This window comes from Lysinibacillus sp. GJ-1, assembly GCF_021166035.1.
Lineage (GTDB): Bacteria > Bacillota > Bacilli > Bacillales_A > Planococcaceae > Lysinibacillus > Lysinibacillus sphaericus.
Genome location: NZ_CP088912.1, coordinates 1270499 through 1289772 on the forward strand (window position 1 = coordinate 1270499; position 19274 = coordinate 1289772).

Sequence of the window (19274 nt, forward strand, 5' to 3'; positions counted from 1 at the left end):
GATGTTACGATCGCCACTAAAACTCGGCGAACCGCCACAAACCTAGCGACATTAATAAAAATTACTTTGCTAAACCATTTTGAAAGGCGTAGACGACAGCTTGTGTTCGATCTTGAACGTCTAGTTTGGCTAAAATATTGCTGACGTGGGTTTTCACTGTTTTTAAGGCGATGTATAAGTCATCCGCAATTTCTTGGTTTGCCTTGCCTTTTGCCATTAACAAAAGAACTTCCATTTCACGTTCAGTTAATTGCTCATAAAGGGGTGTATTTGTTCCATAGCGCATACGGTGCATCATTTTAGATGTGACTTCTGGCTCCAAAACAGTTTCTCCGCCCATTGTTTTACGAATGGCATCGGCAATTTGCTTAGCATTGGATGTTTTTAATATATAGCTAATCGCACCAGCCTCTAAAGCGGGATACACTTTATCGTCATCTAAAAAGCTTGTGACCATCATAATTTTCGCTTCTGGCCAAGCTTCAAGTATTTTAACAGTTGCTTCAGCTCCGGTCATCACAGGCATGACATTGTCCATTAAAATAATATCAGGACGAAGGGCGAGCGCACGTTCAACAGCTTCGACGCCATTTTCAGCTTCCCCCACAACAGTAATATCAGGCTGTGCTGACAGGTAGGCAGATACGCCAATTCGTACCATCTCGTGGTCATCCACTATTAATACTTGAATCAACTTCAACAACCTCCTTCTGTAGCGGAACTTTTACCTCCACTATTGTACCTTCTCCAGGCACCGAAACAATTTTATACCTACAACCAATTTCCACGGCTCGCTCAGCGATATTTTGTAAACCGTAGGAAGTCGATTTATCAGCCTCTACATCAAAGCCAAGACCATTATCTTGAATGCGTAAAATAGCAAGATTGTCTCGGGCAACAAGAAGTAGTTCAACTTCTGTTGCTTTAGAATGGCGCAATGTATTGGATAATGCTTCTTGAGCAATACGGAACAGGTGATCTTCCTCAGCCTTTGTTAAAGCTATTTCTTCTAGTTCATATTCTATATGAAAATATACTTTTTGTTGTAGTTCAATAATCAATTCCTCTAAGCCTTGGGCGAGGGTTTTATTGTGCAGTGCAACAGGGCGTAAATGCAATAATAATGCGCGCATTTCTAGCTAGGCCTGCTGTACAATTTTTTCTACTTGCTTTAAACTTTTGGCATTTTCATCGCTTTCCGTTAAGGCAGAAAGTAACATTGAAGCGGCAAATAATTGTTGTGAAACCGAGTCATGGAGCTCACGTGCAAGTCGTTGACGTTCGGCAATAATGCGCTCTTGAATCACTTTATCATTGGCTTCTGCTCGTTCATTGGAAAGGCGCTGTAAGCTTTTTCGCTGTGTATCAATCAATTCGCTCGTTTGAACAAGTGCTTTTTTCAGTGGCTTCGGTAGTGCATGTTTTTTAGGTAAAACAAAATCCGGCTCGATTAATTCTTTTACAAAGCGAGTTGCTTGCGCCTCACGCGCGCGTGCAGTCATGCTAATCCAGCTTGCAATAAAGAAACTAAGCGCAAAGAGACTGATTAAAATTATGCCACCTAATGGAATATTATCATAGTCTTGTTGCCACAAAGGTTCCCATACTTTTTCATTTGGTTCACCCCAAATCGCAAAAAGGAGACCGAATGCCGCGCCAATCAATATGAAAAATATAGAGAAAGCTCTAGAAAGAAAGGCAATCATTTACGTAGCACCTCCAAATCTCCTAGCCATGTAGCGACGTGAATGACGAGGGTACGTTTTGCATCCTCAGGGTTGCCATCTGAGAACACGATACTTTCATTCAAAAGCCGCTGTGGATGTCCTTGCAAACATGTAAAGTCTCCGAATAGCGTTGTGTAGTGTAAGCGAAAAGGAATTTCATAAGGGACATAAATCTGTACTTTACCAATGCCTTGTCGAATCGTAACGAGACTTAGGCCAGCAGGTAAAACTGTTTGCGTTGTATCGATTGTAATGTCACCAGCGAGTCGTTGAATTTGTACATCTTGCCATTTGTAAGCATCTTCAGGCGCAGGTATTGTACCGAATAGTTCGTTTTTAGTTGCCGGTAACTTATCAAATTCCAATGTGACGATTTTCGGTTCGTTTTCTCGTTGTAAGTATTGATAGAGCATGTATAAGAGCAGTATGACGATAAATAGTCGCAAACTCCACATCGTAAAGAGAGCAATTGCAATAAAGAAAATTCCTGTCCATTTTAAAAATCGCTTGTTTTTTGAAAAGCTTAAATAGAGCAGGACAGCACCGATTAATAAACAAAAAGCACCGCCGTTATTGAAAATAGTAAGCTCTACAAATACGAGTAAAAAGAAGCATAGTACCCAAAATGTGAGTTTATTAGTTGTGAAGTTTTGCAAAAGGGTCACCTTTCTTTCTACTATGTAATATTTTACAACAAGAAATAATGCGCCGCTTTTAGTGGCGCATTTCTTTCTATTATAACATGTTATTTCTTTTCAATGAGTAGTGGTGAAACAGCTTCAGTTGAATTTTTTTCAAGCGCTGCTAGGCGTGCTTCGAAAGTTGTTACCTCGTGATCTTTGTCAATACGGTGGGCAAGTTTTTCGATATAGGATTCTAAATCTTCGAAATTCGTTTTATTGTTGTTTGCAATCATGCCGTCCATTTGATGGTGAGCGCGCGTCACATTTTCTTTGCCCATTAGCTGTAATTGACGAACTTTCATATCTTTAATTTTGTGCTTCATTGTTTCAAATTTGCGTTCAAGTTCAAAATATTCACGCGTGTTCACTTCGATACTTGTCTGTAATGTATGGTTACGAGCTGTATAGGCTGCTACTTCGTCGGAAGCAAAATCAATTAAATCTTGCTCGCCACTCGCAAGTGCTAATTGAAGTTGTGCTTCACGTTTTGCTAGTAAATCAGCATTTTGTTTAAGCTCCAGTTCCATTTTTTCTTTTAGTTTGCCCTGGCGCTCTAATAATGTACCCGTTTGCTCAGTTTGTTTTTCAGCCTCGCGAATGTATTGATTTAACATCGCAATAGGATTTTTTTGTTCCTTTTTATCAAATAATTGATGTAAGTCTGCCTCAATTGTGTATCTAAAACGTTGTAATAAGTTCATTTTTAGTTCGCTCCTTTTATTTTGTTAAGTTTGACCATTCTTTTTCAAAGTTTGTAAACGGATCTTCTTCTTTCGCTTCAATTGTTGGAATATTTACTTTTTCGCCATTCCATTTTTTATAAATCACATAAATAATGGCGATTGCTGCAAGACCAATCATTGCTGGAATATTAGAGATAGCCGATAGTACACCGATTAAACCAACTGTAAACCAAATAATTTTTGCAAATGTCGATTTACTACCAATATAGAAGTGCATGCCTAGTGCAACGAATGCAACTGAAAATACTAGGCCAGTAATTGGTCCGATTAAGGCAAGTGCGACACATGCTGCAATAATACCTCCAGTTAATAAAAGAAATTTTTTCATATGTTTTAGCTCCTTTCGTTTGTACCTTTATGTTACCTGCTTACGAGAACATCTAAAACGGACTGGAAATGGATTTTCCTCTAGGTCTTGAGGCGGAGCAGTTATTTTTTAAGCTGAAAGTAGAAGGTTTTCGACAAAAATAGAAGATGGTTGCCTCCTTCGTTTGACAAATTAACTAGAGACAATCCGCTATACTTACGTTAAAGAAACTGAGCGAAGGGGGATTTCTGGTGAGAACCTATTCCATATATAAAATAAAAGAAGAGCATTTAACGTTTATTTTCGGCAGAGAGCGTAAGTTATTAGAGATGATGCAAGGCTGTGAAGATGCCAATGAGAAATCCTTAAAAGAACTCGCGTATATATGTGAAACTGTTCGCTTCGATGACATTGCCATCATGTTAGAAGCACAGCTAGACTCCAAATATGCACATTTAGAAAGAGCGCGTAATGCTTTATTTTTAGAACATCCGATAAAAGGAAAAATGGCGATTTATCTAGTAGATCGTAAAATTTGTGTCTATTGCGAAGGCTCGCGCATGCTTGATTTGGACTTATTTCAAATGCTAGCCAAGATGAGTGAGCGTTTTATTGCCTTTAATAAACAAGATAATGAGTGTGGTTGGCTAAAGCCGATGAAGTATACAATGCACTAGGATTTTTCACTATAATATATAGTAACACGCTAGTATTTGGTGTATAATGGAGCGTGGAGAGTTTTTTTCTCGGTATATTGTAGTGGAGGAGGTTGGTTGTATGCCTACATGGGGCTGGATTATTATTGTAATTATCGCATTAGCAGCTGGTGCAGCACTTGGTTTCTACTTTGCACGTCAAGCTATGATGAAATATTTAAAAGAGAACCCACCAATTAACGAACAAATGATTCGAATGATGATGGCACAAATGGGTCGTACGCCGTCTGAAAAGCAAGTACGCCAAATGATGACGCAAATGAACAAATTCCAAAAATAATTGGAATTTTTAAGGAGCAACTGGTTTAGGTAACCGGTTGCTTTTTTCGTTTTTTTAAAAAAGGAAGTGACTTAGTTAAATTAGCAGAGTTCGTCGCTGATAAATCTAGATTTAATCTATTTTAAGTGAATTCCTCCATTATTAAATTTATAATTATTGTTAATCTAACATAAAATGGTTGGTTGTTTCTGAAAGAAGGGGAAAATGATGAAGGCTAATGCAGATGTTTTAATCGTAATAGATTTACAAAATGGTGTATGTTTCAGTGGAGAGCATTTATTTGCTTTACAAAATTTACTCACTAAAGTAAATAATCGAATTGCACTATATCGAGAACACCAAAAACCAATTATTTTTGTTCAACATTGTGACGAAGAACTAGTACCTGAAGAGGAAAATTGGGCAATTCATGCCGAGCTAAATGTACATGAACAAGATTATTTGGTCAGAAAAGAATATGCCAATTCCTTTTACAAAACAAACTTACAAACGATTTTAGAGCAATTAGCAGTGCAACGCATAGAATTTTGCGGCGCTCAAACAGAATACTGCATGGATGCAACGATTAAATTTGCCCATGGATTAGGATACGAAAACTTGATGGTTCATCATGCTACTTCTACGGTAAATAATCCTTTTATGACAGCAAGAGAGACAATAGATTTTTACGAAAATATATGGAACAACAGATTTTTGAGATTTATAGAAAAATAAGAAAATAGAAGAAACTGGTGACTTGCCTGCTTGAAACGTCAACTTGCCTTGGTAGCTGCATAAACCAAAGTAACTGACGATAAAAATATTACTTAAACATTAGCGAGAACTCTGTACATGTAAAGGGTGGTGACAACAATGAATTTTTTCTTACAGTTTGTTGTTGTGTTGCTGTTTGTTTCGTTCTTTCACTTTATTAATCAAATGTTATTACTGAAAAAGAACGATTTTAAATTACAATGGAAGTCAGTGTTAATACTAATCTCAATGAGTGTTGTGATTACATTGCTTTTAAACATACCGAGCCGTGTTCAAGACTTTGAATTTCCATTGTAGAAGCCGCAATACACCAGCAAAAATAAATTTCAGCGGGAAGACAAAACGAAATGGGCGTTTTGTCTTCTTTTTTAGTAAATTCGCACCTAAATTATCATTCTATTTCAAAAATTTACACATTTCATAGAAAACTAGGTATAATAGTTAGTATTGTCAGAAAAGGAGCTGTTAGCAATGGAACGCGAAAAAACAAATGTCGAGAGTTTTGATTTAGATCATACGAAAGTGAAAGCCCCTTATGTTCGTTTAGCGGGTGTAAAAGTGGGGAAAAATGGCGATGAAGTTTATAAGTACGACATTCGCTTAAAACAGCCTAACAAAGAGCATATGGAAATGCCAGCACTCCATTCTTTGGAGCATTTATCTGCAGATATTATCCGCAATTATTCAGATTACATCGTTGACTTTAGTCCAATGGGTTGTCAAACAGGGTTTTATGTATCGTTGATTAATCATAATGATTATGATGAATTGCTGACGATTTTAGAAAAAACTTTTACAGATGTAACGAAGGCAACGGCTGTTCCAGCATGCAACGAAGTGCAATGTGGCTGGGCTGCAAGTCATAGTCTTGAAGGCGCACAGGCGCTGGCAAAAGAATTTTTAGCGAAGCGAGACGAATGGCATATTGTTTTTGCAGAATAATAAAAAACCTTGCAAGTTGTCAAAGCTTGCAAGGTTTTTTCACTTATCGAAAGTGAAAAGGAATCACATTGGATGATGAAGCATCATGATTGATTTTTTCATAAATAAAACTTTCTAAAAAGTCATGTATGAGATCTTCATATTCAGCCATATTTTCATTAAAGGATTGAGCATGCGCCCCTTTTTCAAAAAGCTTCAATTTCTTTGGTCCATTTTTTTTATTGTATAAATCGAGTGACATTGAAGCAGGTATAAATGTATCAGGAATACTGTGAATAAAGAGTATCGGTTTTTCAATATGGGTCACAGCTTCAGAAGGCGTTACACTCTTAAATGAATAGCCATCGCGTAACCGGATAAAGAAATCTGCGAAACGAATCGGAATAATGGAGCCATATTTAAATTCGGTCTTGGCGATTTGCTTAAGCAGCATTGAGAAATCCGAAAAGGCACAATCTGCAATATAAAAATCAGCGCCATCTTCAACCGTTCCTGCGTACAACAGCATGGTTGCAGCACCCATTGACTCCCCATGGATGCCGAGCAAGGCATTTTCACCAATCATCGCTTTCACTGTTTTTACAACAGCATCTAAATCATTTTTTTCATAATAGCCATAGCTAGTCGTTTTGCCACCGGAATCGCCATGTCTTCGATGGTCAAAAATAACAGAATTGTATCCTAACCGTTCAAAAAGACGAGCATATTTGACCGAGTTAATTTTATTTTCTGTAACACCGTGACAAATAATCATTGTATTGTTTGTTTGTAATGGTTGAAACATAATGCCGTGAATGGAATAACCATTGGGAGAGTCAATATTTAATTCACATTTAAAATTTTTATTGTACCAAGCTTCGTCAAAGCGTTTGGCAGTTGTCTCACGTTCACGAATAAATTCGGGATCTTTTTTTTGAATGTACATTAATTTATTGGAAAGCGCAAAGCCGAACAGCCCCGTTGCTGCAGCAGCAAGCGTCGTTGTAATACCTGAAAATAAAAGCACTTTCTTTTTCATCTTCTACACCTCCACACCCTATTTCTTTTCATGTCTAGGCATTGTACTTAACTGATCGTAAGCCAATGCACATTTCTTATTTGTAATGTTCCCAACTACGTTTGTTTAAAACACGACAACATTTTACAACAACTTTTGAAAAACTGCGATTATTTCTGTTATCGAAAATCGTCTAAACATTTGTTAAAATATACATATCTGCTAGTAGCATATGCATGCAGTGTTGATTTTTGAACGGGGAAAAGGGGAGAATGGTTATGACAAACGAGGTAGTGATTGTTAGTGCCGTGCGTACGGCAATCGGTTCATTCCGAGGAACATTAAAAGATGTACCAGCAACAACTCTTGGAAGTATCGTTATTAAAGAAGCATTAGCACGTGCTGGTGTAGCAGGTGAACAAGTTGATGAAGTCATTATGGGGAATGTTTTATCGGCAGGTCTTGGACAAAATCCAGCTCGACAAGCATCGATTGCTGCAGGACTTCCGAACACAGTGCCAGCTTTAACAATTAATAAAGTATGTGGCTCAGGTTTAAAAGCAGTGCATTTAGCAACACAAGCAATTATTGCTGGCGATGCAGATATCATCGTGGCAGGCGGTTTCGAAAATATGAGCCAAGCGCCTTATGTATTAAAAAATGCACGTGAAGGCTTCCGCATGGGCGATCAAAAAGTTGTGGATACGATGATTCATGATGGCTTATGGTGTGCATTTAATGACTATCATATGGGGATTACTGCCGAAAATTTATGTGATGCGTATGAAATTTCACGTGAGGAGCAAGATGCTTTTGCTGCGCGATCACAGCAACGTGCAGAAGCGGCGATTGCAGCGGGAAAATTTAATAATGAAATTGTAGCTGTAGCAATACCACAACGTAAAGGCGAGTCGATTATTTTTGACCAAGATGAATTTCCACGTGCAGGGGTTACGGCGGAATCATTATCCAAGTTGCGTCCAGCATTTAAAAAAGATGGCTCTGTGACTGCAGCGAACGCTTCGGGTATTAACGATGGAGCAGCAGCGGTGGTTGTTATGTCAAAAGCGAAGGCTATCGAGTTAGGTATTCAGCCAATGGCGCTTATTTCAGCCAATGCGAGCGCAGGTGTAGATCCATTGATTATGGGAACTGAGCCGGTCACAGCGGTGAAGAAAGCATTAGCGAAGGCGGATGTTTCGCTAGTAGATATAGATTTAATTGAAGCAAATGAAGCATTTGCAGCACAATCGATTGCTGTCGATCGCGAACTAGGCTTTAATCATGATAAACTAAATGTAAATGGGGGAGCAATTGCCCTTGGTCATCCAATTGGAGCAAGTGGGGCACGAATTTTAGTGACACTGTTACATGAGATGGAAAAACGTGATGCAAAAACAGGCCTTGCTACATTATGCATCGGTGGGGGACAAGGCGTAGCAACAGTTGTTCAACGCCCTTAAAGTTAGTAAGAAGGTGAAAGTAATGGGAAAAAAACGAAAACAACAGCAACGTGTTGACGCTGGTATTTCTGCTAGTTTACCAAAGCAGGAGGCTGTTACATTAGCAGATCAGCTTGCTGGCGATGTGTTAGCGAAGTTAAAAGCTGCGAAACAAGATTTGTCAGCGAAAGAGCAAGCGGCAGAGGAAGAGCGTCAAGCACAGTTAGCTTTTGAGCGTAAGCAACGTGAGAAAAACAAAACGTTCGAAGAATTATTGAACGAATACGGTGACAAAGGCTCGAAATTTTAAGTTTGATAGAAACAGTGAATCTCTTGGAATGAGATTCACTGTTTTTTTGTTAATTTTGATTTAGAATGCTTTGACGCCACTATCCACGAGAGAATCGCCACAAACTCTTAGGAAATTGTTGATAAAAACAAAATTTTATTTTCTAAGCGACCGTAGTTTCTTTACGACTACGGCAATGCTAATAAATACAATAGCGCCTGCTGTATCTACTAGGACATCTTGTCCGCTCATGGTACGTCCAGGTGTAAAGCTTTGTCGAAATTCATCTAGCGTGGCAATGATGGCCGTAATGGCAATGGCTATACGCGCAGCGAATCGACGTTTACTTAACGCAAAATAAATCCCCAGTGCAATACAACCAAATCCTACAAAATGCGTAAATTTTCGAATTAGAAATTCTACAAATTTAAAGTAGCCTCGCTCTTCTATAGAAACGACTGTATCCCAATAGGGAATTTTTAAAACGGACAGTTGTTTTTCAAAAGGCTTATGCGCTAATAGTTCCTCTAGTTCAGGAATAATCGACTGTTGTTCATAAGTCATGCTAGAGGATATTGCAAGAATGATTAAAAATAAAAGTAAAACGAACCATTTTTTCATCGGTGGTCAACGTATTGGTCTGCTTTAGTCAGAGCGTTCGCTACTTCAAAATTAGTAATTGCATTTGTTTTTTCATACGCAGTAAGTGTTTGGGCGAGTTGCTCCTGCGAACTAGCACCAATCACCGTTGAAGCTATAGTGGGTTCCTTCAAATTAAAGGCTAGCCCTAATGCATGTAAATCTTCATAGTGTTTGGCTAAGTTTGTTAATGTTGTTGTTAATTCATCTACAGTGTATGTTTGATAGCCATTGACCTGTTGCAAACGTTCTTTCCAATTATTTGTTAATAATCCTTTTGCGATGGTGCCGCGTGTTACGACCGAAGCCCCCTCACTAGCTATAAAATCTAACCATTCTTCTGGGCGACGATCTAACGCACTATATTGCATCATGACACTTTTTGCCGAGCTAGCAGGTAAAAAACGTTTCAGTACAGTTGGTCGAATTGAGGATATGCCGTATTCTCGAATGACACCGTCTTTTTTTAAGTTGTCAAATGTGTCGATAATACCGTCCCAGTCATCCTCTATTGTGCCACCATGTAGTTGATAGACATCAATGTAATCTGTACCGAGTCTTTTTAGGCTTTTATGAACAGCTTCTTTAATATATGTAGGGGAGGCATCCCACTGCCAGCCGTCCACCCCTTCTGTCCAACGATTCCCCACTTTCGTTGCGATAATCAGGTCTTGTCGACGTTTACCCAAAACTGTACCGATAATTTCTTCATTGGCACCTAAATCATATAAATCAGCCGTATCAATGTAGTTAATGCCCGCATCTAACGCCATATCAAGTATGGCTGCTGCCTTATGTTTATCTGTCGAAAGAGACATACCTCCTAAACTAATCTCTGAAATAAATAAATGACTTGAGCCAAGTTGTCTTTTTTTCATGCGAATGCCCGTTGCCAAAAATTTATAAAAATCTATAAATCTTGTTTTATTCTTGCTTCTACGTGTCCGATTTTGCAAAAAGCTACTTTCGTTTGATGTAACACTCCACAAGCGTCAATTCGGATGCAACGATTCCTACATATTAGCCATAACGTTTACGTGTTATTTTGCTAATTGAAAATGTGCTAGATTGATAGCTGCGTTTAAATCCCTATCCATTTTATGACCGCATACACATTCGTATGTTCGGTCAGACAACTTCAGGTCCTTTTTTATGTTTCCACAACTTGAACACATTTTTGAAGATGGATACCATTTATCAGCTTCTAAAAAATCAATTCCATACTTTTCACATTTATATTGAATTTGTCTTTTGAACTCATACAAACATTGCTTCGCCATAGCTTTCGATAAATGTCTGTTCTTCATCATCCCTTTGATGTTCAAAGTCTCCATTACAATTCGATATGGCTTGGTTTTCACCATATCATTTGTACTTTGATGAAGATGGTTCTTTCTGATATTTGATAATCTTCTATGCAGGAGTTGTATCCTCTTTTCGATTTTTATAACGTTGCTTGTTTTGACAAAACGGTTTCCCTCCTTATTCATTTCATATTTACGAGAAACTTGTCGTTGCAACCTACGAAGGCATTTCTCAGTCTTTTTAACGACATTAGTTTTATTGATATTTTTATATACTGCACCATTTGAACAGACCGCTAATGCTTTTATACCAATATCTATCCCTAAAGAAACATCTGTTAATTCTTCTTGACTGGTTTCTTGTTCGATTCCTATTGATAGATACCAATACTTATTGTCATAACTGACTCTTGGATTATTGTATTTAACACCAATAGGTAATGGCTCATTTGTTTTTATCCAACCAACTTTTTCAATGAGTACCAAATTTCCATCTTTGACTTTTAACTTTACATTGTCGTTGTAGAATGACTTCTTGCTTTTTCTTTTGCTTTTGAATGTTGGTTTATTGGTTAAGCCTTTGAAAAATCTCCTGTAAGCATTACAGGCATCTTTGACTGCCTGCTTTGCTACATTGTTAGATACTTCTTTTAACCAAGATAATTCTTTTTTCTTTAATTGAGTTAATTCTTTTCTAAGAACACCATCAGATATAAACTGCCCACCATTTTTATAATTTTCTTCTTGTTTTGCAAGTGTCCAATTGTAAACAAATCTTGCTGTTCCTACTGATTGCCATAATTTTTGTTCTTGTGATTTGCTTGGGTATAATCTAACTTTCTTTGCTAGTATCATCCTCAAGTAACTCCCTTTTGAACTGTTTTGCCGAATTTTTTTGCAAATTTCCCTATTGCGTCATACTTCAAAAGTTATCTCTTATAATCCCTATAAAAAATAACTATATTTTTATACATTTGTATAGATTTATTTCAACAGCATCATACCTCCTTCGATTTCTCTACTTGTAATGGTACAATGAACATATCTGAAGAACAAGCGAGGTTATGGGCAATGAAAAAGTTTGAAGAAATAACGACACAGACGACACCTATCTATAAGGGCAAAATCGTGAACTTACAGGTTGATGATGTCACATTACCAAACGGGAAGTCTGCTAAGCGTGAAATTATTAAACACCCTGGAGCGGTAGCAATCATTGCCATTACCAACGAAGGCAAGCTCGTAATGGTGGAGCAATATCGTAAAGCGCTCGAACGTTCCATTGTAGAAATTCCAGCAGGTAAACTTGAAAGCGGTGAGGAGCCAATTCATACTGCACGTCGTGAATTGGAAGAAGAGACAGGCTATGGTGCACATCAATTCAAGTATTTACAAGCCTTTGCCACTTCACCAGGTTTTGCGGATGAAATCATACATCTATTTGTGGCGACAGATTTATATCACATTGAAAATAGTGCAGAACTAGACGAAGATGAATTTGTCAAATTACTAGAAGTTTCGTTGGAAGAGGCACAAGCAATGGTTGCTGATGGGCGTATCTATGATGCGAAAACAGCGTTTGCTGTGCTGTGGTTGGCATTGCAACAAGAAAAATAAAGTTTAGCATAATAGAAGCGGACGAGCATAAGCTGTACAAACCTTGATAGAAAAGGAGCATGCTTATGTCTCGTACGGTTTCTATATTTTATCACGCATCAATTGTTGCAGTGAGCTTCGTTTGTGGCGTCATCTGCTTTCATATTATTGGAGGGGCGAATGCAGAGCCTTTTATTTTGTTTATAGAACCTCGTTTAGCAGATGTGGACAGGCAATCTATTGTTCGTTTAGTGTTACCTGTAGCCGCTTCAATCGGTATTGTACTGTTACTTGCAACACATAGTGTCTTAAAAGTGTTAGTACGTGTTACAGTAGCAATACGCGCAACGTTTTTTGGCTTTAGCTCTGTATTTTTACTACAAAAACTTGAAGCATTTTGGCTATATACGATTTGGTGGTTTCCATTTCAGCTTATCTATTGTATATTGTTGCTAGTCCTATGTAATTTACTAGTACCTGCTTGGTCGAAGCGAAAAATCGGGAAAAAGACGAATGGACGGACAATTTTGTTGAATTTTATCGCTTTTTTCATCATAATAGTTGCTGAGTTTATCGTTATAACGTATGTACTCAAATGATGCATAAAATACGTTCATATGAAGCAACAGCTAAAAACATTAAAAGCTTATTTGAAATCTATTCACTATCTTGTAATAGGATTTACTCCTTTGGTATAATGAAATAAGTTTAGGGGGGCGTCACATGGAAAGCCGAATTGATCGTATAAAAAAACAGTTGCATAGTGCTAGTTATAAGCTGACGCCGCAGCGAGAAGCAACAGTTGCTGTTTTGCTAGAGCATGAAGAGGACCACTTAAGTGCAGAGGATGTCTATCTTTTAGTAAAAGATAAGGCACCAGAAATAGGTCTGGCTACTGTTTATAGAACGTTAGAATTACTAACAGAGCTTAAAATCGTCGACAAAATCAACTTTGGTGATGGCGTATCACGCTACGATTTACGCCAAGAGGGAGCTGCGCATTTCCATCATCATCTCGTTTGTATCGAGTGCGGTGCTGTAGATGAAATTCAAGAAGATTTACTTGAAGATGTGGAAGCCGTTGTTGAGAAACGTTGGAACTTTATTATAAAAGATCACCGACTAACTTTCCACGGTATTTGCTGGCGTTGTCATGATAAAAACGACGACACAAATGAAGAACAATAACGAGAAACTGTCTGATGAAATCTTGCGTATAGATTGCATCAGGCAGTTTTTTGTTTTTTTATGCATGATGTGATGCTCTATTATTCTAGTAAAGGGAGGAAAAGCCTAAGCAAATTACGACTCAGCTCTAGTGTGGGCTTTTCGCACTTTTTTTATAGGCGTGCTAAAATAGAGAATAATTGACAGTGAGGGGGCGTTGTGATGAATGAATTTCAATATGCAATAGAGGATTATATCCATTTTATCCAGGTAGAGCGGCAATTATCCGTTAATACATTAGCATCCTATCGCCGAGACTTAGAAAACTATGTCCATTTTTTGCAAGAAGCTGAGGGAATGGCTGATTTTCGCACTATTGAACGCACAACAATTTTGCGCCATTTAGAGCAACTGCGCATGCAAGGAAAGACGAGCCGTACTGTTGCACGTCATATCTCATCCATTCGTAGCTTCCACCAATTTTTACTTCGAGAAAAGCGCACAGAAACAGATCCTACAGTGCATTTAGAAATGCCAACGATTGAACAAAAACTTCCAAATATTCTATCGATTGAAGAAATCGAAGCATTGCTGGCAGTACCGAATCGCAGCAAGCCACAAGGTGTTCGAGATGTAGCAATGCTAGAGCTTTTATATGGTTCTGGCATGCGTATAAGTGAGCTGATTGCACTCGATTTGGCTGATATTCATCTAACGATGGGCTTTGTACGTGTATTTGGAAAAGGAGGCAAGGAGCGCATTATTCCGCTTGGTAAAAGTGCCCTTTCTGCATTGAGTGTTTATTTAGATGGTGCACGAGGTACATTACAGGGGAAATACCCAAAAACAGATGCCTTTTTTATTAATCAACGAGGGAAACGTTTAACAAGGCAAGGTTGTTGGAAATTAATGAAGGAGCACGCATTAAAGGCGGGCATCCAACATGAGCTTACACCACATACGTTACGTCATTCATTCGCTACTCATTTAGTGGAAAATGGAGCTGACTTACGTGCAGTGCAGGAGATGCTAGGGCATGCAGATATTTCCACAACTCAAATTTATACGCATATTAGTAAAACGAGACTTTCAGAAGTCTACAAGCAGTACCATCCGCGTGCCTAATAAAAAATAAGTGACAGATAGAGCTTTTTTCTTGTTTAAGGAAAATAAATTACTTAGTCGGATGTCTGACCTTTATCCTTTCGCTTGTTTTTGGTAAAATGGAATCGTGAGATTAGGAGGCAATAATTATGAATAAAGCATTTAAAAAAATCCATGTCGTTGTAATGGATTCAGTTGGGATTGGTGAAGCACCAGACGCAGCTAAATTCGGCGATGCAGGCGCACATACTTTAGGTCACATCGCTGAAAAAATGAATGGGCTTACAATGCCCGTGATGGAGTCGTTTGGCTTAGCGAATATCGAACCACTGCAAGGACTGCAAGCAACAAATACACCGCAAGCATACTACGGTAAAATGCAAGAGGCATCTGTCGGGAAAGACACAATGACAGGGCATTGGGAAATAATGGGTCTTAATATTGATAAACCATTTAAAGTATACCCTGAAGGTTTCCCTGCTGAACTGATTGCCGAGCTTGAACAACGTACAGGACGCAAAGTACTATGTAATAAACCTGCAAGTGGTACACAGGTGATTGAAGACTTTGGACAAGAACATATGGAGACAGGGGCTATTATTGTCTACACATCGGCTGATCCTGTGTTACAAATTGCTGCGCATGAAGAAATCATTCCACTGGACGAACTTTATAAAATTTGTGAGATTGCCCGTGAGTTGACATTACAGCCAGAATATTTAGTAGGACGCGTGATTGCACGTCCATTTATCGGGACGCCAGGTAACTTTACACGCACGCCAAATCGTCATGACTATGCGTTAAAGCCTTTTGGACGTACAACGATGAATGCTTTGAAAGATGCTGGTCTTGATGTAATTGCCATTGGTAAAATTTCTGATATTTTCAATGGTGAAGGGGTTACTGAAGCAGTTCGTACAAAAAATAATATGGACGGTATGGATCAATTCGCTAAAGTCGCAAAACAAGATTTCCATGGGATTAGCTTCTTAAATTTAGTAGATTTTGATGCCAATTTTGGGCATCGTCGTGATCCACTTGGCTACGGTAACGCATTACAAGAATTTGATGCGCGTCTTCCTGAAATTTTACAGGCAATGTCAGAAGATGATTTACTTATGATTACGGCTGACCATGGTAATGATCCGACATTCCCTGGCACAGACCATACACGTGAATACGTGCCACTAATTGTCTATTCACCACGTTTTAAAGGTGGAAGCGAGCTTGCTCTTCGTGAGACTTTTGCAGATATTGCAGCAACTGTCGCTGAAAACTTCAAAGTAGAAGCACCACCATTCGGTAAGAGTTTCTTAAATGATTTAAAATAAGGAGGAATTGTCTATGAATATGGTGCAGCTTTTTGAAAAGAAAAAACAAGGCAAAGAACTGACACAAGCTGAAATTCAATACTTTGTTGAAGGCTATACAACAGGTCCTATTCCGGATTATCAGGCGAGCGCATTGCTAATGGCTATTCGCTTACTTGGTATGACTGACGAAGAAACGTTTTATTTAACGAAGGCAATGATTGAATCAGGTGATGTAATTGATTTAACTTCAATCGAAGGTTTTAAAATTGATAAACATTCTACAGGCGGTGTCGGTGATAAAGTCACGTTAATCGTCACACCAATTATTGCTTCTCTAGGTATTCCAGTGGCGAAGTTTAGTGGTAAAGGCTTAGGTATTACAGGTGGCACAATCGATAAATTAGAATCAATCCGTGGCTTTAAAACAGAATTATCGTCACAAGAATTCATTGATAATGTCAATAAACATAAAATTGCGGTTGCTGGTCAGACAGGCAATCTTGTACCTGCCGACAAAAAACTTTATGCATTGCGAGATGTGACAGGTACTGTCGACTCTATTCCGTTAATTGCTGCATCGATTATGAGTAAAAAAATTGCAAGTGGTGCAGATGGTATTGTGCTAGATGTGAAATGTGGTTCTGGTGCCTTTATGAAAACGGAAGAAGAAGCGAAGAAATTGGCTGAAGCGATGACAGCAATTGGTGAAAAATTATACTGTAAAGTTGTCGCTCATATTAGCGATATGGATAATCCTTTAGGGAAAATGATCGGTAATAAACTTGAGGTAGTAGAGGCGTATGCCTTGCTAAAAGGTCGCTTAGAAGAAACGCACGCAGACTTATTAGAAGAGTGCATTATTATTTCTTCTCTAATGTATCAGATTGCGGCTGGAGTAGATGAAATAACAGCGGTAGCAGCTGTCAAAAAAGTGTTGGAAGATGGCTCAGCAGCTGCGAAGTTTGAGGAATTTATCGTAGCACAGGGCGGCGATCTAGCGGATATTGTGCAAAATGACACAGCACATAAGGTGGCTGTAAAAGCAGCGACAGAGGGTGTTGTTGCGTCCATTAATGCATTAATGATTGGTGAAGCAAGTGTTAGTCTTGGCGCTGGTCGCTTAACGAAGGAATCTTCGCTTGATTATGATGCAGGCATCCAGCTAGTTGCCAAAAAAGGTGACCGTGTCAGTGCGGATGAAACCATTGCCTATCTGTATTCAAACAGTGAAATTAACGAAGAAACAATCACTAAAGTACAGCAAGCCTATTTAATGGCATAAGTATAAATTAGCAGAAAACGCTAGTTTATACGGAGGCGGTGCTCTGTAGAGAGCACAAAATGTAAGACGCGACAAACCTGCGCGTTAGCGAGGGTTGCGGCTTATGAGTGTGCCCGCGGAAAGCACCGCCGAAGCGAAAAAGTGTTAGATTGATGGCAGTCAATCTAACACTTTTTTTCGTTCTCCTCGTATTGAATACCTACATAAATTAGCTATCTACAATGACACACTGACAAAAAATGTAGACGACGTTTAAAACCTTTTGATTTATCCCATACTGCACTTAACCTAAAAGCCATAAGAATGTCGATTTGACACTATTTCAAGAGACTTTGCACTAGTTCTGTCAACAGCAAGGATTTGTTATATGGAATGTGGAATTGCACGAGGAGGAGGCGATGTTCATGCATTTTCAATTAGAAATGGTAACAAGGGAGACAGTAGTTATACGTTTATTTGGGGAGCTCGATCATCATGCAGTAGAGCAAATTCGGGCTAAAATTTCTACAGCAATTTTTCAGGGGGCTGTAACGACCATCATTTGGAATTTTGAGCGACTATCGTTTATGGATAGTTCAGGTGTAGGCCTAGTGCTTGGTCGAATGCGTGAGTTAGAAGCAGTCGCTGGACGAACAATTTTATTAAATCCATCGCCGACGATGCGAAAAGTATTTCAATTTTCAGGCTTAGGTCCGTGGATGATGGATGCAACAGAGGAAGAAGCGATTGATCGAGTTAGGGGGATTGTAAATGGATAACGAAATGACATTAACTTTTTTAGCAATTAGCGAAAACGAAGCCTTAGCACGTGTGGCGATAACGGGCTTTATTGCACAATTAGATCCAACAATTGATGAGCTATCAGAATTTAAAACCGTTGTCTCAGAGGCTGTTTCCAATGCCATTATTCACGGTTATGAAGAAGATGGAAAAGGGGTCGTTACAGTTCACGCAAAGCGTGAGGATGATATTGTAACGGTGTCTGTGATGGATAAAGGGGTAGGCATCGCGGATGTCAGTCAAGCGATGGAGCCTTTGTTTACGACGAAAAGTGCAATGGAACGTTCTGGTATGGGCTTTACCATTATGGACAGTTTTTCAGATCAGTTGACTGTCATGTCCAAGTGGCAGGAAGGTACAACTGTAACGTTTACGAAAAAATTTTATTCGGTTCGCACGGCGGTAATGTGAGGTTGCTATCGTGAAGCCGATAGAACAGTCGTCCGATAAGCTTTTGTCACAGGAGGAAATGCGTGATTTAATTGCGCGTTCACAACAGGGCGATCATGAAGCTCGTAAACGAATGATTGAGGGGAATACGAGGCTTGTGTGGTCTATCGTCCAACGCTTTACAACAAGGGGCGTGGAGCTCGAAGATTTATTTCAAATAGGCTGTATAGGCCTTATGAAATCTGTAGATAAGTTTGATTTAGCGTACGATGTGAAATTTTCCACTTATGCTGTCCCGATGATTATCGGTGAAATACAGCGCTTTTTAAGGGATGACGGCATGGTAAAGGTGAGCCGTTCAATTCGCGAGCTCAACTTTAAAATCCGCCATGCGACGGATGAATTTATTAAAAATAATGAGCATCCACCGACCATTCAAGAATTAGCGCAGGTTCTTGGCGTCACGACTGAGGAAATTGTGACAGCGTCGGATGCTTTAAGGGATCCAGCTTCCTTACATGAGCAATTGTATGAAAGTGAAGGGGATTCCATTACATTAATGGATCAAATGAAGGATGAAAAATCAGAGCAACCTTTTGAATATATTCCGTTAAAAGAAGTGTTGACAAGACTTGATCCGAGGGAACAATCCATTATTTATTTACGCTATTTTTCAGATTGTACACAAACTGAAATCGCAACTCGTCTGGGCATTTCACAAGTACAAGTATCTCGTTTAGAGAAAAAGATTTTAGCGCAGTTGAAAAGTTGGATGGCGACGAGTGCCACGGTTGAACACGGAGTAGAAAAAGACATCTAA

The 19274-nt window shown here is 38.9% G+C and carries 24 protein-coding genes and 1 pseudogene; 16 read left to right on the forward strand and 9 right to left on the reverse strand.

Translation table 11 applies throughout. The features are described 5' to 3' along the window. Positions 1 to 61: 61 nt before the first annotated feature. The 5 genes and pseudogenes from LO754_RS05820 to LO754_RS05840 all read right to left on the reverse strand — a co-directional run bounded on the left by LO754_RS05820 (position 62) and on the right by LO754_RS05840 (position 3481). Complete coding sequence (locus tag LO754_RS05820; RefSeq protein ID WP_024361524.1) at positions 62 to 694, reverse strand: response regulator transcription factor; 633 nt, start codon at positions 692 to 694, stop codon at positions 62 to 64. Next, a pseudogene (locus LO754_RS05825) lies at positions 669 to 1706 on the reverse strand (sensor histidine kinase). Before LO754_RS05825 ends, LO754_RS05820 begins: the two are co-directional and overlap by 26 nt. Then, on the reverse strand, positions 1703 to 2383 hold the full coding sequence (gene liaF / locus LO754_RS05830; RefSeq protein ID WP_231785775.1) for a cell wall-active antibiotics response protein LiaF: 681 nt from the start codon (positions 2381 to 2383) through the stop codon (positions 1703 to 1705). Before liaF ends, LO754_RS05825 begins: the two are co-directional and overlap by 4 nt. 89 nt (positions 2384 to 2472) lie before the next feature. Then, a complete protein-coding gene (locus LO754_RS05835; protein ID WP_024361521.1) occupies positions 2473 to 3111 on the reverse strand; it encodes a PspA/IM30 family protein in 639 nt (212 codons plus the stop codon). A 16-nt stretch (positions 3112 to 3127) separates the two neighbouring features. Then, a complete protein-coding gene (locus LO754_RS05840) occupies positions 3128 to 3481 on the reverse strand; it encodes a lmo0954 family membrane protein (RefSeq protein WP_024361520.1) in 354 nt (117 codons plus the stop codon). Positions 3482 to 3711: 230 nt separating this feature from the next. Here LO754_RS05840 and sirA point away from each other — a divergent pair, with 230 nt between their 5' ends. The 5 genes from sirA to LO754_RS05865 all read left to right on the forward strand — a co-directional run bounded on the left by sirA (position 3712) and on the right by LO754_RS05865 (position 6151). After that, a complete protein-coding gene (gene sirA, locus LO754_RS05845) occupies positions 3712 to 4137 on the forward strand; it encodes a sporulation inhibitor of replication protein SirA (RefSeq protein WP_024361519.1) in 426 nt (141 codons plus the stop codon). A gap of 100 nt (positions 4138 to 4237) precedes the next feature. Further along, on the forward strand, positions 4238 to 4456 hold the full coding sequence (locus LO754_RS05850; RefSeq protein WP_024361518.1) for a YneF family protein: 219 nt from the start codon (positions 4238 to 4240) through the stop codon (positions 4454 to 4456). Positions 4457 to 4663: 207 nt separating this feature from the next. Next, positions 4664 to 5170 carry a cysteine hydrolase family protein gene (locus tag LO754_RS05855; RefSeq protein WP_231786286.1) on the forward strand — a complete coding sequence of 169 codons (507 nt, stop codon included), beginning with the start codon at positions 4664 to 4666 and terminating at the stop codon, positions 5168 to 5170. A gap of 138 nt (positions 5171 to 5308) precedes the next feature. Next, complete coding sequence (locus tag LO754_RS05860) at positions 5309 to 5506, forward strand: hypothetical protein (RefSeq protein WP_108029599.1); 198 nt, start codon at positions 5309 to 5311, stop codon at positions 5504 to 5506. A 174-nt stretch (positions 5507 to 5680) separates the two neighbouring features. Next, entirely contained in the window at positions 5681 to 6151 is a 471-nt protein-coding gene (locus LO754_RS05865; protein WP_231785776.1) for an S-ribosylhomocysteine lyase, read from the forward strand. A 43-nt stretch (positions 6152 to 6194) separates the two neighbouring features. Here LO754_RS05865 and LO754_RS05870 read toward each other — a convergent pair whose 3' ends face one another. Then, a complete protein-coding gene (locus tag LO754_RS05870) occupies positions 6195 to 7169 on the reverse strand; it encodes an alpha/beta hydrolase (protein WP_024361514.1) in 975 nt (324 codons plus the stop codon). A 257-nt stretch (positions 7170 to 7426) separates the two neighbouring features. Between LO754_RS05870 and LO754_RS05875 the strand changes: the two genes are divergently transcribed. Together LO754_RS05875 and LO754_RS05880 are read left to right on the forward strand one after the other, a co-directional pair. Then, entirely contained in the window at positions 7427 to 8611 is a 1185-nt protein-coding gene (locus tag LO754_RS05875; protein ID WP_231785777.1) for an acetyl-CoA C-acetyltransferase, read from the forward strand. A 22-nt stretch (positions 8612 to 8633) separates the two neighbouring features. After that, positions 8634 to 8900, forward strand: a complete 267-nt coding sequence (locus tag LO754_RS05880) for a YqkE family protein (protein ID WP_024361512.1) — start codon at positions 8634 to 8636, stop codon at positions 8898 to 8900. A gap of 135 nt (positions 8901 to 9035) precedes the next feature. Here LO754_RS05880 and LO754_RS05885 read toward each other — a convergent pair whose 3' ends face one another. From LO754_RS05885 to LO754_RS05895, 3 genes are all read right to left on the reverse strand, one after another. Further along, complete coding sequence (locus LO754_RS05885; RefSeq protein WP_108029601.1) at positions 9036 to 9500, reverse strand: VanZ family protein; 465 nt, start codon at positions 9498 to 9500, stop codon at positions 9036 to 9038. After that, positions 9497 to 10396 carry an aldo/keto reductase gene (locus LO754_RS05890; RefSeq protein ID WP_231785778.1) on the reverse strand — a complete coding sequence of 300 codons (900 nt, stop codon included), beginning with the start codon at positions 10394 to 10396 and terminating at the stop codon, positions 9497 to 9499. Before LO754_RS05890 ends, LO754_RS05885 begins: the two co-directional genes overlap by 4 nt. A 162-nt stretch (positions 10397 to 10558) precedes the next feature. After that, positions 10559 to 11677 carry an RNA-guided endonuclease InsQ/TnpB family protein gene (locus tag LO754_RS05895; protein ID WP_108029602.1) on the reverse strand — a complete coding sequence of 373 codons (1119 nt, stop codon included), beginning with the start codon at positions 11675 to 11677 and terminating at the stop codon, positions 10559 to 10561. A 216-nt stretch (positions 11678 to 11893) separates the two neighbouring features. On the opposite strand from LO754_RS05895, the gene LO754_RS05900 reads away from it, so the two are divergent. The 9 genes from LO754_RS05900 (at position 11894) to sigF (ending at position 19274) form a co-directional block, all read left to right on the forward strand. Continuing rightward, complete coding sequence (locus LO754_RS05900; protein WP_231785779.1) at positions 11894 to 12439, forward strand: NUDIX hydrolase; 546 nt, start codon at positions 11894 to 11896, stop codon at positions 12437 to 12439. A gap of 65 nt (positions 12440 to 12504) precedes the next feature. Then, positions 12505 to 13017, forward strand: coding sequence for a hypothetical protein (locus LO754_RS05905; protein ID WP_024361508.1), 513 nt, complete (start codon positions 12505 to 12507; stop codon positions 13015 to 13017). Positions 13018 to 13141: 124 nt separating this feature from the next. Beyond that, on the forward strand, positions 13142 to 13606 hold the full coding sequence (fur, locus tag LO754_RS05910; RefSeq protein WP_024361507.1) for a ferric iron uptake transcriptional regulator: 465 nt from the start codon (positions 13142 to 13144) through the stop codon (positions 13604 to 13606). A 201-nt stretch (positions 13607 to 13807) separates the two neighbouring features. Beyond that, positions 13808 to 14710 (forward strand): site-specific tyrosine recombinase XerD, encoded by a 903-nt coding sequence (xerD, locus tag LO754_RS05915; RefSeq protein ID WP_024361506.1) that lies wholly within the window; start codon positions 13808 to 13810, stop codon positions 14708 to 14710. A 128-nt stretch (positions 14711 to 14838) separates the two neighbouring features. Then, the gene (gene deoB, locus LO754_RS05920; RefSeq protein WP_024361505.1) at positions 14839 to 16020 is read left to right on the forward strand and encodes a phosphopentomutase; all 1182 of its coding nucleotides are present in this window, start codon (positions 14839 to 14841) and stop codon (positions 16018 to 16020) included. A gap of 13 nt (positions 16021 to 16033) precedes the next feature. Continuing rightward, positions 16034 to 17284, forward strand: a complete 1251-nt coding sequence (locus LO754_RS05925; protein WP_231785780.1) for a thymidine phosphorylase — start codon at positions 16034 to 16036, stop codon at positions 17282 to 17284. Positions 17285 to 17688: 404 nt separating this feature from the next. Then, the gene (gene spoIIAA / locus LO754_RS05930; protein ID WP_024361503.1) at positions 17689 to 18042 is read left to right on the forward strand and encodes an anti-sigma F factor antagonist; all 354 of its coding nucleotides are present in this window, start codon (positions 17689 to 17691) and stop codon (positions 18040 to 18042) included. Beyond that, positions 18035 to 18475, forward strand: coding sequence for an anti-sigma F factor (gene spoIIAB / locus LO754_RS05935; RefSeq protein ID WP_024361502.1), 441 nt, complete (start codon positions 18035 to 18037; stop codon positions 18473 to 18475). The genes spoIIAA and spoIIAB overlap by 8 nt, the downstream gene beginning before the upstream one ends. A 10-nt stretch (positions 18476 to 18485) precedes the next feature. Next, positions 18486 to 19274: an RNA polymerase sporulation sigma factor SigF gene (gene sigF / locus LO754_RS05940; protein WP_024361501.1), complete on the forward strand. Its 789-nt coding sequence runs from the start codon at positions 18486 to 18488 to the stop codon at positions 19272 to 19274.